General features: G+C 58.3%; 14 protein-coding genes. 2 read left to right on the plus strand and 12 right to left on the minus strand.

Annotation, left to right across the window (positions count from 1 at the left end; translation table 11 throughout):
• Positions 1–504 precede the first annotated feature (504 nt).
• The 9 genes from rlmB to HMPREF2605_RS03490 form a co-directional block, all read right to left on the minus strand.
• The gene (rlmB, locus tag HMPREF2605_RS03450; protein ID WP_005509305.1) at positions 505–1,491 is read right to left on the minus strand and encodes a 23S rRNA (guanosine(2251)-2'-O)-methyltransferase RlmB; all 987 of its coding nucleotides are present in this window, start codon (positions 1,489–1,491) and stop codon (positions 505–507) included.
• Positions 1,492–1,586: 95 nt separating this feature from the next.
• Positions 1,587–3,005: a cysteine--tRNA ligase gene (gene cysS / locus HMPREF2605_RS03455; protein ID WP_044146129.1), complete on the minus strand. Its 1,419-nt coding sequence runs from the start codon at positions 3,003–3,005 to the stop codon at positions 1,587–1,589.
• A gap of 82 nt (positions 3,006–3,087) precedes the next feature.
• On the minus strand, positions 3,088–3,570 hold the full coding sequence (ispF, locus tag HMPREF2605_RS03460; RefSeq protein WP_005509302.1) for a 2-C-methyl-D-erythritol 2,4-cyclodiphosphate synthase: 483 nt from the start codon (positions 3,568–3,570) through the stop codon (positions 3,088–3,090).
• Between the two features lie 73 nt (positions 3,571–3,643).
• Complete coding sequence (gene ispD, locus HMPREF2605_RS03465) at positions 3,644–4,387, minus strand: 2-C-methyl-D-erythritol 4-phosphate cytidylyltransferase (RefSeq protein ID WP_070846937.1); 744 nt, start codon at positions 4,385–4,387, stop codon at positions 3,644–3,646.
• 15 nt (positions 4,388–4,402) lie between these two features.
• On the minus strand, positions 4,403–5,086 hold the full coding sequence (locus tag HMPREF2605_RS03470; protein ID WP_005507150.1) for a response regulator transcription factor: 684 nt from the start codon (positions 5,084–5,086) through the stop codon (positions 4,403–4,405).
• 41 nt (positions 5,087–5,127) lie between these two features.
• Positions 5,128–6,270, minus strand: a complete 1,143-nt coding sequence (locus HMPREF2605_RS03475) for a sensor histidine kinase (RefSeq protein WP_012904157.1) — start codon at positions 6,268–6,270, stop codon at positions 5,128–5,130.
• A gap of 167 nt (positions 6,271–6,437) precedes the next feature.
• On the minus strand, positions 6,438–7,175 hold the full coding sequence (locus HMPREF2605_RS03480; RefSeq protein WP_070605018.1) for a phosphoglyceromutase: 738 nt from the start codon (positions 7,173–7,175) through the stop codon (positions 6,438–6,440).
• Positions 7,176–7,395: 220 nt separating this feature from the next.
• Positions 7,396–7,713, minus strand: coding sequence for a DUF2516 family protein (locus HMPREF2605_RS03485; RefSeq protein WP_005507153.1), 318 nt, complete (start codon positions 7,711–7,713; stop codon positions 7,396–7,398).
• Positions 7,714–7,761: 48 nt separating this feature from the next.
• Positions 7,762–8,964, minus strand: coding sequence for a trans-sulfuration enzyme family protein (locus HMPREF2605_RS03490; protein WP_070846939.1), 1,203 nt, complete (start codon positions 8,962–8,964; stop codon positions 7,762–7,764).
• A gap of 160 nt (positions 8,965–9,124) precedes the next feature.
• Between HMPREF2605_RS03490 and tmk the strand changes: the two genes are divergently transcribed.
• Both tmk and HMPREF2605_RS03500 read left to right on the plus strand, forming a co-directional pair.
• The gene (gene tmk, locus HMPREF2605_RS03495) at positions 9,125–9,841 is read left to right on the plus strand and encodes a dTMP kinase (RefSeq protein ID WP_083324843.1); all 717 of its coding nucleotides are present in this window, start codon (positions 9,125–9,127) and stop codon (positions 9,839–9,841) included.
• Entirely contained in the window at positions 9,838–10,977 is a 1,140-nt protein-coding gene (locus HMPREF2605_RS03500; protein ID WP_070846940.1) for a DNA polymerase III subunit delta', read from the plus strand. Before tmk ends, HMPREF2605_RS03500 begins: the two co-directional genes overlap by 4 nt.
• A 114-nt stretch (positions 10,978–11,091) precedes the next feature.
• Here the strand turns inward: HMPREF2605_RS03500 and HMPREF2605_RS03505 are convergent, their stop codons facing one another.
• The 3 genes from HMPREF2605_RS03505 to manA all read right to left on the minus strand — a co-directional run bounded on the left by HMPREF2605_RS03505 (position 11,092) and on the right by manA (position 14,191).
• A complete protein-coding gene (locus tag HMPREF2605_RS03505; protein WP_049354497.1) occupies positions 11,092–12,447 on the minus strand; it encodes a PFL family protein in 1,356 nt (451 codons plus the stop codon).
• A gap of 9 nt (positions 12,448–12,456) precedes the next feature.
• On the minus strand, positions 12,457–12,726 hold the full coding sequence (locus HMPREF2605_RS03510) for an ACT domain-containing protein (protein WP_005507158.1): 270 nt from the start codon (positions 12,724–12,726) through the stop codon (positions 12,457–12,459).
• Positions 12,727–13,003: 277 nt separating this feature from the next.
• Positions 13,004–14,191, minus strand: coding sequence for a mannose-6-phosphate isomerase, class I (gene manA, locus HMPREF2605_RS03515; RefSeq protein ID WP_070677883.1), 1,188 nt, complete (start codon positions 14,189–14,191; stop codon positions 13,004–13,006).
• Positions 14,192–14,298: the final 107 nt, after the last annotated feature.

The raw sequence follows: 14,298 nt of genomic DNA on the forward strand, positions 1-14,298 counted from the left end.
ACACCACAATGTTTCTTTCCTAAACTCTTCAATCATCGCCAACAGGCAACCTGAGATTCTTCTAAGCAAGAAACCAAAACACTATACAATTGAAAGTCATTCAACCGCTTCTGACTAGGAGAAACACCGAAGAAGTTCTTCGTTTTTTCCTCCTCGCCGCGGCGACTCATACAACTATACAGATGCCGAAATGGGTCCGCAACCCGAAAACAGGTGAAGTAGACCACAAATAAGGGGGTTTAGGTTCATTCTGACTTGAACAGAGCACTAAAACCCCTAGTCAACGCAGGATAAGCCTCCCTAAAGTTCTTTGAAAAAAGTTTAAAAACCTTCAAAAGAGCTCAGAAAGCCTCCAGGAGCACATCCAAAGGACACCTTATAGAGGGAGCAGAAGATAGGAAGAGATAGAAAAGGAGGGCACCCCCTCACGGGGGCGCCCTCCTTATTCAAGCTACAGGGTTCAAGCTACAGAGCTACAGGCTGTAGCTCGCCAACTTCAAAACTCTAGTTCGCGGAAGCGCGACGACGAGAAACATCGTACAGAGTAATGCCCACAGCCATCGCCGCGTTCAAAGACTCCATCGCAGAATCAATCGGAATCGACACAATCTGATCGCAGTTCTCAGTCACCAGGCGGGACAGACCCTTACCCTCAGAACCAACCACCACGCACAGCGGCTCATTCGCAAGCTCCAGAGCCGGCAGCTCAATATCGCCGCCGCCATCCAGACCAATCACGAAAATACCCTGCTCCTTAGCCTGCTGAATCACGCGAGTCAGATTAGTCGCCATCGCAACAGGAATACGAGCAGCCGCACCAGCACTAGTCTTCCACGCACCAGCAGTCACAGCAGCCGAACGACGCTCAGGAATAATCACGCCATCACCGCTAAACGCGGACACGCTACGAATAATCGCACCCAAGTTACGCGGATCAGTAATACCGTCCAAAGCAACAAACAGCGGCGGAGTCGACAGCTTACCCGAGTGCCAACGCTCCATAGTATCCAGCACCAGGTCAGTAGCGTCCGGGTACTTGTACGGCGGAATCTGCATCGCAACACCCTGATGCACAGAACCATCAGTCAAACGATCCAGCTCGCTACGCGGAATCTCCAGCATCGGAATATTGCGCTTATTCGCAATAGTCATAATCTCGCGAACGCGGTCATCAACCTCAACACGGCTCATGATGTACAAGTGCTTCGAGGGAATCTCAGTACGCAGAGCCTCAAGCACCGCATTACGACCAGTCACCAGCTCATCGCTAGCACGCTTACCGCCCAGACGAGTCTGGAACTTACGGTTCGTACCGGTAGCAGCACGACGCTCAGCCGCACGCTTCATCTTATGCGCCTTGTGATAAACGCGGTCCTCAGCCTTCGGAGTAGGGCCCTTACCCTCAAGCGCCTTACGACCGTGACCGCCAGTGCCCTTAGTAGCACCCTTCTTCTTGGTGGTAGCGCCCGGGCGCGAACCTGCCTTAGCCATTCTTCTCTTCCTTCGTCAAAGTAATGAATACGAGTCTACGCGAGAGAAACCCGCACGACCTAAGCCTTACGCACAAACGCGGGGCACATCACCCTCTAGCCAACGCTCCAGCTCGAACCATTCGCGCCATCCTTCACCTGCACACCAGCAGACGCCAACAAATCACGCATCGCATCAGCCTTCGCCCAATCCTTCTGAGCACGAGCATCAGCACGCTCCGCCAACACAGCCTGAATCAGCGCATCCAAAGCCTCATGCTCAGCACCCGAAGTGCCCTCAGCATTAAAGCTCATCAGCTGCGCCAGACCCAGAACCTCAGCCATAGCCATCACAGCATTCGCCGCCTCCGAAGCATCCTCACCGGCAGCAAGCGCCGCATTACCGGCACGAGTCTGCTCATGCAGAACCGCCAGAGCACGCGGAATATTCACGTCATCATCCATAGCCTCTGCAAAAGCCTCCGGAACCTCACGACCCGGCTTCAGCACATCCTGAGTTGCAGCAAGGAACGCCTCAACACGCTCAATAGCGGTTGCCGCCTCCTGCAGAGACGACGGACGGTAATCAAGAATCGAACGATAATGCGCACTACCCAGGTAATAACGAACCACCAGCGGACGGGCCATCTGCAGCATCTGCGCCGGCGAAATCGTATTACCGATAGACTTCGACATCTTCTCACCCTCATAGGTGACCATGCCGTTATGCATCCAGAAATTCGCGAAATCATCGCCAGCTGCAGTCGACTGCGCCAGCTCATTCTCATGGTGCGGGAAACGCAAATCCAAACCGCCACCGTGAATATCGAAACGCGAACCCAAATACTTACCAGCCATCGCCGAGCACTCCAGGTGCCAGCCCGGACGGCCGCGACCCCACGGAGACTCCCACGAAGCAGTCAGCGGCTCACCCTCCTTATAGCCCTTCCACAGGGCAAAATCGCGAGGGTCACGCTTACCGCGCGGATCAGCATCCGCAGAATCCTGCATATCCTCAACGCTCTGATTCGTCAGCGCACCATACTTATCCCACGAACGCACATCAAAATACACGTCACCAGAATCATCCAGTGCAGGATACGCGTGGCCACGATCAATCAGACGCTGAATCAGAGCAAACATCTCCGGAATATGACCGGTCGCGCGCGGCTCATACGTCGGCGGATCAATACCCAACGCCGCATACGCCTGAGCAAAAACCTTCTCAAAACGATACGCGAGCGCCCACCACTGCTCATTCGGGAACTCACCCTCAAAACCGGGCTCCATAGAATCAGCAGACTTCGCCAAAATCTTGTCATCAATATCAGTGACATTGCGGACCGTCGTCACCTTCAAACCACGGTAACGCATCCAACGGCTCAACTGGTCAAAAACCAACGCCGAACGGATGTGGCCCAGATGCGGTTCACCCTGCACCGTAGCACCACAATAATAGATACGCGCCTCACCGGGCACGACGGGCTCAAACTCGCGAATAGTCGCGGAAGCTGAATCATAAAAACGCATAGTCACACTCTCATTCTACGGGGTCGGTTCAGACGCCGGGGCGGTAAATCAGCGATAGGTTACAGAATGGCTCGAAGCAGCCAAACACCTACGAACGCGGATACACCAGCGCCGTCGCAATAGCAGCCACACCCTCGCCGCGGCCCGTCAAACCCAGACCGTCAGTAGTCGTCGCAATCACCGTCACCGGAGCACCCGCCGCCTCGCTCAGCACACGGTTCGCCTCATCACGGCGCGGAGAGAACTTCGGGCGGTTACCCACCAGCTGAACGCTCACATTACCAATCTCAAAACCAGCAGCACGCACAATCGCCGCAGCCTCAGAAAGAATACGAACACCCGAAGCGCCCTTCATATCCGGGCGGTCCACACCAAAATTAGAGCCCAAATCCCCCGTGCCGGAGGCGGCAAAAAGAGCATCCGCGGCAGCATGAGCCACCACATCACCATCAGAATGGCCGCTCAAACCACGCTCACCCGGCCAATGCAGACCAGCAATATACAGGGGAGTGCCCTCTTCGCCAAAAGCGTGGACATCAACACCGGTACCAACACGAGGAATAACAGTCATCACAGGACCCTTCAATCGATCAAACATCTTCTCAGCAGCAATGCCTCGGCAAAAGAGGCATTAGGCGGCAAGGTTAGGCAGCAGAATCACCAAACAGCGCGCGAGCAACCCGCAAATCCATCGGAGTCGTCACCTTAAACGCATCCGCAGCACCGGCAACCGTCAATACCGGCTCGCCCGCAGCCTCCATCGCCATCGCATCATCAGTGAGCAGCTCAGCCTCCTCAGCAGGCAGGGAACGGCTACGCTCATGTGCCGCCAACAGGGCAGCCACCTCAAAACCCTGAGGAGTCTGCACCGCACGCATCTGCGCACGCGAAGGAGTACCCGTCACCAAACCAGCAGAATCCACAGTCTTCACCGTATCCACCACCGGCAACACAGGAATCACCGCACGCACAACACCCTGCGGGCTCTCAGCACCCAAACCCTCAAGCACACGGTGATACACCTGCGGCGGAGTAAAAGCACGAGCGCAATCATGAATCAGCACATAATCCACCGGAACCTGCGCATCCTTCAAAGCATCCAACGCCGCAACCACCGAAGCAGTACGCGTATCACCACCGGCAGTAATCAACGCACCGGCACGGCGGGCGTCCTCCAAAAGCTCCGGGCAACTCGCCGAACAATCAGCAGGAACAGTCACCACCACATGCTCCGCAACACCCGAAGCGAGCGCACCCTCCAACGCATAATCCAGCAAAGTACGACCATGCACACGCACAGCAGCCTTCGGGATCGGCTCACCCAGGCGAGTACCCGAACCAGCCGCCAAAACAATCACAGCAGTATTCGCCGCAGAAGCAGAACTCATCAGTCTCAAGCCCGCCTACGCCTCGAACTTATAGCCCAAGCCGCGAACCGTCACCACATACTGCGGGGCAGAAGAATCCGGCTCAATCTTCGAACGCAGACGCTTAATGTGCACGTCCAGGGTCTTCGTATCACCCACATAGTCGGCGCCCCACACGCGCTCAATCAACTGGCCACGAGTCATCACACGACCCACATTGCGCAGCAGAATCTCCAGGAGCTCAAACTCCTTCAGCGGCATAGAAATCTCTTCACCATTAACCGTCACCACATGGCGGTCAATATCCATACGCACCGGGCCGCCCTGCAGCACCGACTCAGTAGCAGAATCAGTCTCCGCCGAACGACGACGCAACACCGCGCGGATACGAGCAATCAGCTCACGCGCAGAATACGGCTTCGTCACATAGTCATCAGCGCCCAGCTCCAGACCGAGCACCTTATCCAGCTCAGAATCCTTAGCGGTCAGCATGATAATCGGGACCGAAGACACCTCACGCAGCTTGCGGCACACCTCCATGCCGGACATGCCCGGAAGCATCACATCCAGCAGCACCAAATCTGCGCCCTCGCGGTCAAACACCGGCAGAGCATCCAGACCGTTGTCCACAACAATCGTCTGGAAACCCTCACGACCCAGCAAAAATGCAAGGGGATCCGAGAGGGCCTCTTCGTCCTCAACAATCAGAATTTTAGACATCAATAACTTCCTTCGATTCCATAAAACCTATACCGCTAACACTACACTGCGGCCGGAGGCTCATTCAGCGGCAACGCCAACGTAAACGTCGAGCCCTCCTGCGGCATCGACCGAACCGTCACGCTACCACCGTGCTGAGTCATCACATGCTTCACAATGCTCAAGCCCAAACCAGTGCCGCCCGTCTGACGCGAACGAGCCGGATCAACCCGGTAAAAACGCTCAAAAATACGCTTCTGCTCGTCCTCCGGAATACCCACGCCCTGATCAGCAACCTCAACCAACAGCTGATCAGCCACACGGTGCACCCAAATATCCACCTTCGTATGCTCCGGCGAATAACGCACCGCGTTCTCCACCAGGTTCTGCACAGCAATACCGAGCAGCTCGGCGTCACCGTACACCTCGGGGACCTCCTCGATGCGGGTAGAAATCTGAATGTCCTTCTCCTCCGCCACAATATGCGAACGGTCCACCGCATCAGCCACCAAAGAAGGCACCGACACCGGACCACCACGCGCAATCACATCAGTCGACTGCAGACGCGAAAGCTCAATAATGTCACGCACCAGCGCAGACAGGCGACGAGTCTCCTTATGCAGACGACCCACAAAATACTCAATCGCCTCCGGGTCATCACTCGCCTGCTCAATAGCCTCAGCCAGCAGACTCACCGCACCCACCGGAGTCTTCAACTCATGCGACACATTCGCCACAAAATCATTACGCATACGCTGAACACGAGAAATCTCAGTGCGGTCATCAGCGAGCACCAAAATGTACTCATCCCCCAGCGAAGCAACACGCACGTCCAAGACCAGCGCCTCACCCTCACCGCGGTCAATCTCAAAAGTACGCTCCGCAAAAATACCGCGATGACGCACCGTGCGAATCATATCCGCCAACTCATCAGAGGCCACCGTATGACCACGCACCAGACCCATCGCATACGCACCAGGAGAAGCCTGAACCACGCCGCCCACCTCATCAATCACCAGATAGGCACGACCAATCACAGCAAGCACCTGAGCGGCACCATCACGCAGCGCCGGCGCCGACACCAAGCTACGCTCCTGCTCCCGCTCACTACGCGCCACCGCGTTCATGCTCAGGACGCCCACCAGCAGACCTATCATGCCCGCAATAAAGGCGATCAGACCGGCATCCATGTACTTCCCTTCCATTCGGGTACCCCATAAGTATAAATGTGGCGGATACCCAGCACTTGAGCGAACGCCCGTCTTCTCAGGCAGGCTCACCGTACAGAAACCCTGCAGAGAACGCAATGAGCCGCCCACCTCAACGGTGGACGGCTCATCACAATGACAGGGGTGAAACCCTGCCGGAGGTATTACTTACCCTGGTTTGCTACGGCAGCAATAGCGTCCTTAGCAGCCTCGGGGTCCAGGTACTCGCCGGCCTTGACGGGCTGGAAGTTCTCATCCAGCTCGTAGTACAGCGGAATACCGGTGGGGATGTTCAGGCCAGCAATGTCCTCATCGGAAATACCCTCGAGGTGCTTGACCAGCGAACGCAGGGAGTTACCGTGTGCAGCAACCAGAACGGTCTTGCCTGCTGCGAGGTCGGGCTTGATGTCCGACTCCCAGTAGGGAAGCATACGGCCCAGGACGTCCTTCAGGCACTCGGTGCGAGGAGCGTTCTCAACATCCGCGTAGCGGGGGTCGTGTGCCTGCGAGTAGGGGTCGTTGTCATCCAGTGGGGGCGGCGGAACGTCGTAGGAACGACGCCAGGTCATGAACTTCTCGTCGCCGTATTCCTCGCGGATCTCGGACTTGTTCTTACCCTGCAGAGCACCGTAGTGACGCTCGTTCAGGCGCCAGGTGCGCTTGACGGGAATCCACAGGCGGTCTGCTGCATCCAGTGCAAGGTTTGCGGTGTTGATTGCGCGACGCTGCAGGGAGGTGTGAACAACATCGGGGAGGATGTTGCGCTCTGCCAGCAGCTCGCCGCCGCGCTTAGCCTCAGCGCGGCCCTTATCGGTCAGGTTAACGTCCACCCAGCCGGTGAACAGGTTCTTCTCGTTCCACTCGGACTGGCCGTGGCGCAGGAGTACTAGTTTGTAAGTCATACCTCTATTTTTTCATTTACCCGCCGGTTTGTCATGCCTTAGAGCCTAGAAAATATGCATTCTCCCAAAAATTTATAAGGGTCTTTTCTACCAGAACGAAAGGCTCAAAAACCCCGCCAGAAAAGGGAAAAGCCCCGCACACCATCCGACCGGGACAAACCCGTCAGACAGCGCACGAGGCCTCACACTCTATCGCACAAAGCGAGCGCAAAAGCTAACGCTAGAAACGGCGGCGACCAACCGAAGGCCACACACCAGCCAGGAACACGCAGCTAATCACAGCAGCAACCAGCTGAAGAATCAGCACAGTATTACCGCCGCCAGTCACCGCAGCAAAAACGCTAAACAGCGACACCGCAGCAGAACCACCGGTCAAAGCCAGCCACGTGTTCTTCGGGCGCTTACCGGCAAAATCGTACGCGTTCGCCGGAGACATCCACGCACGCACAAAAGCCAGCACACCAACCGCAGCACCAGCGATAGCCAGCAGCGTATCAACAAAAGTGGTCACATACCAGACCAACAGAATAGGAGACATAGTATTCCTTAGAATCAGCAGCTTCTCTAGACAACCCTAGCAAAGCGCTTAGCGGACGACCTTAAAGGCCTCAACCAAGTCATTGTAAAGGTCATCCACGTTCTCGATACCCACCGACAGGCGCAGCAGAGACTCAGGAATCGAATCCGGCTCATTACCGTGGCGACGACGACGCTCCACCAGGGACTCCACGCCGCCCAGGGAGGTTGCCGGGGTCCACAGCTTCAACGCCTCCACAACGTTACGGGCGCCCTGAGCATCGGTATCCAGGGTGACGCACAAAATCGCACCGAAACCGTCCATCTGCTTCTTCGCAACCTCATGACCGCGGTCGCTCTCCAGACCCGGGTAACGCACCTCAGTCACGAAGGGGTGCTCGCTCAGACGCTCTGCGAGAACCTGCGCGTTCTCTACAGCACGCTCCACACGCAACGCCAGGGTGCGCAGACCGCGCAGACCAAGCCACGCCTCCACCGGACCGGGGATTGCGCCGTTGGTGATGCGGTGGTGCAGCATCGCCTTGTACAGTTCCTCATTCGAGGTGAGGGTCATACCCAACAGCACATCCGAGTGGCCTGCAAGGAACTTCGTTGCGGAGTGAACCACGACGTCAGCACCCAAATCCAGGGGACGCTGCAGAATCGGGGTCGCGAAGGTGTTGTCCACCGCGGTCACAATGCCCAGGCGGCGAGCGGTAGACAGCAGGGCGGGCAGGTCAGCGACCTCAAGCATCGGGTTGGTGGGGCTCTCCAGCCACGCCAGGACCTTCGGTGCCGAGTAGTTCACGTTCTCGGGGGTCACGCCGGCGCGGGATGCGGCATCCTCCATTGCGGCGATAACGCTCTCGGTATCTTCAATGTCCACGCGAATGAGCTCGATAATGCCGCGGCGTTCCAAATCCTTGCACAGGGTCACCGACGCCATGTACGCGTGCTTCGGAATCAGCACAATGGAACCAACCGGAACCAGGTCAATCACGGCGGCGACAGCAGCCATGCCGGAGGGGAACAGCAGACCCGGCTGGGATGCGTTCTCCAGCTTCGCCACAACCTCTTCCATACCCTCCCAGGTGGGGTTCGAGAAGCGGGCGTACACGCGGTCCTGCTCAATGTTGACAGCGTCCACGCCGCGGTAGGTGGAAGAAAGAACGATCGGGGGGTTCACCGGCGCGTCATGCTCGTGTGCCGGGCGGCCGCCGGAGACGACGAAGGTCTCGGCGGAGTAATTCATGTCGTGGTTATCTGCACTCATGCCTTTAAGCCTGGCACACCCACGCCCAGAACGCACGCCCACGCAGGTGACGGTACACAGTATTTACATGTTTTTTACCTGTAAGCGCACTCAATGCTGTTCGGAACCGTCGCCGAAGCCACACCGAGGATTTGGGCAGACCCGGTACTCTTAAGAAGTGATGGATACTCTCAGCTACACCCCCGATGCGCAGAATCTTCCCGCCGACCCGACCGGTCGCCGCGGGCTTTTTATCGTGGTTGAAGGAGGCGACGGCGCCGGCAAAACCACCCAGCTCGCACTGCTGAATAAAGCACTACGCGACCGCGGATACCGTGTCATCACCACCCGCGAACCCGGCGGCACCGAGATTGGCGAAAAGCTACGCGCACTCGTCCTTGAGGCAGGTCAGGGCACTATTGACGACCGCGCCGAGGCGCTGATTTTCGCGGCGTCCCGCGCGGCGCACGCCTCCCAGCTGATTCGCCCCGCGCTCGCTGAGGGCGCCATCGTGCTGAGCGACCGCTATATTGATTCCTCCGCCGCGTACCAGGGCGTAGGCCGTGATCTGGGCGTTGAGACCATTGTCGATTTGAGCCGCTGGGCCACCGCCGATCTGGTTCCCGACGCAACCCTGCTGTTGAGCGTACCGCTGAGCGCCGAGCAGGAACGCATGGACCAGCGCGGCACCGTTGATCGTATTGAGGCTGAAGGCGCGGCGTTCAAGGCACGTATTCACGGTGCCTTCGAGCAGATTGCCCGTGAGGACGCTAACGGTTCGCACCGCATCATTGACGGCGTGGGCACGATTGAGCAGGTACACGCGCGCGTGCTTGAGGTGGTTGAGCCGCTACTTGCCGCCCGTGAGCTGGTCCGCACCCCGCAGGAGGACGCATGAGTCTCTGGGATACCCTGCTGATTCCCGCTGATAAGCTCCAGCAGCTACGCGCAGACGCCGCAGCTGACCGTCCCACGCACGCTTGGCTGTTTACCGGGGCGACCGGCGCGCCTCACCGTGAGGCGGCAAAGGTCTTCGCGGCGGCTCTGCTGTGCGAGCAGCCCGACCCACAGAACCGCGGATGCGGCCAGTGCAAGGCCTGCGTGACCGTCATGAACGGTTCACACGCGGATTTCACGCACTTTAGTACCGAGGCGACGCAGATCAGCATTGATGAGGCACGCGAGCTGGTCATGAAGGCTCAGGACCGCCCAACCGTGGGTCGTTGGCGCGTGATTCTGGTCGAGGACACCGAACGCATGCCGGAGCGTACCTCCAATGTGTTGTTGAAGGCAATTGAGGAGCCGCCGCCGCATACGATTTGGCTGTTGACGGCGCCCTCCCCCACTGACGTGCTGGTGACGATTCGTTCGCGTTGCCGTCCGGTACAGTTGCCGGTTCCGACGGATGCGCAGGTGCACGAGTATCTGCTGGCGCACGGCGTGGCTGACCCGCTGGCGCAGCGTGCGGCGCGCCTGGCTCTGGGCGATGCGCAGGAGGGGTACCGTTTGGCGACCGATGAGCAGGCGATGGCTCGTCGGGAGTTGATTACCTCCCTGATTCTGAATGTTCGTTCTATTTCTTCGGCTTTCAACGCCGCAGAAAAGCTCACCGACCTTGCCGATCAGGACGCACAGGCTGTCTCCGCTCTCAGGGATGAGCAGGAACGCCAGGAGCTACTGGCGCTACTGGGTATCCGCGAGGGTGAGCGGGTTTCGCCGTCCCTGCGTGCGCAGGTTCGCCGCCTAGAGGAGCAGCAGAAGCGCCGCGCTAAGCGCGTTTCCTCCGATACGTTGCTACGTTCTGTGGCTCAGGTTCAGACGGTTCTGCGTGATGCGTTGACGGTGGCTCTGTCTGCGCAGGCTCCGCTGGTCAATGAGCATTTGCGGGAGCCTCTGGATGCGTTCTGCACCCGCCGTTCCGCCCAACAACTGCTGGAGGATGTGCAGGCGGTCGAACTGACTCTGCGTCGCCTGCGGACGAACGCGAATGCGCGTCTGGCGCTGGAGGCGTTGATGAGCCGTTTCGTGTATTAGTAACTTCTTGGTAGCTCATACAGCACCAGGGGAGGCACCGAAGAGATATTCTTCGGTGCCTCCCCTTTTTCTATTGGTTCTCAGCGCACCTAGGGCTTAGTTGCGGAATCAAACTTAGTTGCGGAAACCGTGAACCGGCGACGGAATACGACCGCAGCGGGCGATGAACGCCTCCGCGCTGGGGGTGTGGGTGGGCATGACGGGTGCTCGACCGAGCAGGCCGCCAAACTCAACCATGTCGCCTACGCCCAGACCAACCGCCGGGATGACGCGGACCGCGGTGGTCTTGTGGTTCATCACGCCGATTGCTGCTTCGTCGGCAATCATTGCGGCGAGGGTGGCGGCGGGAGTGTCTCCGGGAACCGCGACCATGTCCAGACCGACGGAGCAGATGGCGGTCATTGCTTCGAGCTTGTCCAGGGTGATGTGTCCGGCGGCTGCGGATTCAATCATGCCGATGTCCTCAGAGATTGGGATGAAGGAGCCGGAGAGGCCGCCGACGTTCGAGCACGCCATGAGGCCGCCCTTCTTCACCGCATCGTTGAGCAGCGCAAGTGCCGCAACGGTGCCGTGGGTACCGACGGTTTCCAGACCCATCTCTTCGAGGATGTGCGCGACCGAGTCGCCAATCTCTGCGGTGGGTGCCAGGGAGAGGTCAATAATGTTGAAGGGTACGCCCAGACGCTCAGAGGCGAGGGTGCCGACCAGCTGGCCGACGCGGGTAATCTTGAAGGCTGCTTTCTTGATTTCTTCGGCGCAGGTGTCGAAGGATTCGCCGCGGACCTTCTGCAGGGCGCGGTGTGCCACGCCGGGGCCGGAGACACCTACGGAGATAGTGGTGTCTGCTTCCTGCACGCCGTGGAATGCGCCCGCCATGAAGGGGTTGTCGCTGACGGCGTTCGCGAAGACGACAAGCTTGGCGCAGCCGAAGCCGTGTGCGTCCGCGGTCAGGTCTGCGGTGGCGCGGATGGTTTCGCCCATGAGTTTGACGGCGCTCATGTTGATGCCGGCGCGGGAGGATCCGATATCCACGGAGGAGCAGACAACGTCGGTTTCTGCGAGCGCTCGCGGGATGGAGCGAATCAGCTTTTCGTCGGCAGGGGTCATGCCCTTGTCGACGAGGGCGCTGAAGCCACCGACGAAGTTCACGCCGACTGCCTTGGCTGCCGTGTCGAGGGTGCGAGCAAACTCTACGTAGTCCTCATCGTTGGAGGCGCCTGCCACCAGTGCGATGGGGGTGACGGCGATGCGCTTGTTGACAATCGGGATGCCGAGCTCAGCTTCGATACCTTCGCAGACGCTGACGAGGTTTGCCGCGCGGCTGGTGATCTTGTCGTAAATCTTGCGGCGGGCCACTTCGCCGTCGGAGTCGGCGCAGTCGAGCAGGGAGATGCCCATGGTGACGGTGCGAATGTCGAGCTTCTGCTCCTCGATCATTCGGATGGTTTCAAGAATATTGTCATTCATCATGGTGGCTACCTAGATGGTGTGCATTGCCTTGAAGATGGATTCTGCCTGGATGCGAATCTGGACCTTCTGTTCGTGCTCGACACCAACCATGGCTTCCTGCAGGTCGATAAGGTTCTGCTGCTCTTCGTCGAAGGAGCAGTGCATGATCATGGTGAAGAATTCGCCCATGATGGTCTGGGAAACGTCGAGGACGTTGACCTTGCGCTCGGCGAGGGTTGCGGTCACGGCGGCGATGATGCCTTCGTGGTCGATGCCTGTGACGGTGAGGATAATCTTCACGGTGTTCTCCTAGTGGTTTGGGGTTGCGTACTCAAGGAATGCGCGCATAAAGGCACAGACATACGCATATTTATAAGAGCAATTATAGGTTACCCAGAACACATTCTGCAGGGGGAACACAAAAAGCCGCCGCTACTCACGCTGACGGGGCATAAAAAATCCACGCCTCCCCCACCTTTTAAAATGCGGAGAAGAACGTGAATCTTTATTAATTTCCGTATTTAATTCTTCAGTACTGGAGCACCTTTTTCGGCGCTCCTTTAATACGTAGAAGTTTTTAGACGTAAGAAGCGATGTACAGTTCGCCGCTGCCGCTCAGGGTTGCCGCGGAGGGCTCACCAACGTGCAGTACCGACTCGGTGGCACCCAGGACAAACTCTTCGGTACCGTTGCCGTCTGCTGCGTGAATGGTGATTTCGCCGGATACGCTCAGTGCGGCGCTAATACCCTCGAAGGTGTATTCCTGCGGCTTGCCCTCTTCAATGCGGATGCGGGTCACGCTCATGCGCTCATCCCACATGGCGTAGGTGCCGACAGGTGCGTTATCGGGGGTGGGGCGCTGGATTACGGGGGCGTCCTGGCTTTCGCCGAGAACCTTGATGAGCTCCTCGGTGTCGATGTGCTTTGCAGTCAGGCCCGCGCGCATCACGTTATCGGAGGGGTTCATCAGCTCAATGGCGGTGCCGGAGACGTAGGCGTGCACCTGGCCGTCGGGGGTGAATGCGGATTCGCCGGGTGCCAGGTGTACCAGGTTCATGACGAAGGCAACCAGCAGGCCGCGGTCGCCGGGGTACTTGCCGGCAACAATCTGTACGAGCTCGGCCGCGTCAGCAATGAGCGCGTTTTCGGAGCCGGTCAGCTGTGCTGCCGCCTCAACGAGCTGCTCAACAGCCGCAGTGGCGGTCTCTTCGGGCATGCGAATAATCTCGGTCAGCAGCTGCTTGGGGGTAAGCTCCACGCGCTCTGCCAGCCAGTCAGCCTTGAACGCCTTCGCCAGTTCTGCCAGCTGCTCGGAGGTACGCACACCGGTCAGCACGCGCATCTGGGTCAGGGCGATGACGGTTTCGGGCTTGGAGTAGCGGTCCTTGTAGTTGCGGTGCGGCGCGTCAATCGCGATACCGCGCGCCTGCTCGTCCTCGAAACCGGCGACAGCCTGCTCGGGGGTGGGGTGCACCTGGATAGACAGGGGTGCATCAATCGCAAGGATTTTAAAGAGGAAGGGGAACCAGTCGGAGGTACGGTCCGGGCGCAGGAAGCGGGAGGGCTCAGCCTGAATCAGCTCGTTAAGCGGGGATTCGGTGCCGTCAACGGTGGCACGGGAGGGCGCAGCCGGATGCGCGCCAACCCACACCTCAGCCTCAGGCTGTTCGGTGGGGACAGGCACGCCACGCATGCGTCCGAGAATTTCGCGGGATCCCCACGCATAATTCTGAATCTGGTTTTTTAGGGAAAAAATCTCACCCATGGGGGAAAATACCTCTCGACGTGAGTTGTTTGAAGTAAGTGAAGTGATAAAAAACCCATACATTCAGCGGAATTTATAAGGTTTTACCTGCCCATTATAGAGGCTAG

This window comes from Rothia sp. HMSC065C03, assembly GCF_001837295.1.
GTDB lineage: Bacteria > Actinomycetota > Actinomycetes > Actinomycetales > Micrococcaceae > Rothia.

Coding starts and splice junctions, on each gene's coding strand:
- rlmB (WP_005509305.1), bottom strand. CDS start 1,491: ATGGCTAAGGCAGGTTCGCGCCCGGGCGCTACCACCAAGAAGAAGGGT.
- ispF (WP_005509302.1), bottom strand. CDS start 3,570: ATGACTGTTATTCCTCGTGTTGGTACCGGTGTTGATGTCCACGCTTTT.
- ispD (WP_070846937.1), bottom strand. CDS start 4,387: ATGAGTTCTGCTTCTGCGGCGAATACTGCTGTGATTGTTTTGGCGGCT.
- HMPREF2605_RS03470 (WP_005507150.1), bottom strand. CDS start 5,086: ATGTCTAAAATTCTGATTGTTGAGGACGAAGAGGCCCTCTCGGATCCC.
- HMPREF2605_RS03475 (WP_012904157.1), bottom strand. CDS start 6,270: ATGGAAGGGAAGTACATGGATGCCGGTCTGATCGCCTTTATTGCGGGC.
- HMPREF2605_RS03480 (WP_070605018.1), bottom strand. CDS start 7,175: ATGACTTACAAACTAGTACTCCTGCGCCACGGCCAGTCCGAGTGGAAC.
- HMPREF2605_RS03485 (WP_005507153.1), bottom strand. CDS start 7,713: ATGTCTCCTATTCTGTTGGTCTGGTATGTGACCACTTTTGTTGATACG.
- HMPREF2605_RS03490 (WP_070846939.1), bottom strand. CDS start 8,964: ATGAGTGCAGATAACCACGACATGAATTACTCCGCCGAGACCTTCGTC.
- tmk (WP_083324843.1), top strand. CDS start 9,125: ATGGATACTCTCAGCTACACCCCCGATGCGCAGAATCTTCCCGCCGAC.
- HMPREF2605_RS03500 (WP_070846940.1), top strand. CDS start 9,838: ATGAGTCTCTGGGATACCCTGCTGATTCCCGCTGATAAGCTCCAGCAG.
- HMPREF2605_RS03505 (WP_049354497.1), bottom strand. CDS start 12,447: ATGATGAATGACAATATTCTTGAAACCATCCGAATGATCGAGGAGCAG.
- manA (WP_070677883.1), bottom strand. CDS start 14,191: ATGGGTGAGATTTTTTCCCTAAAAAACCAGATTCAGAATTATGCGTGG.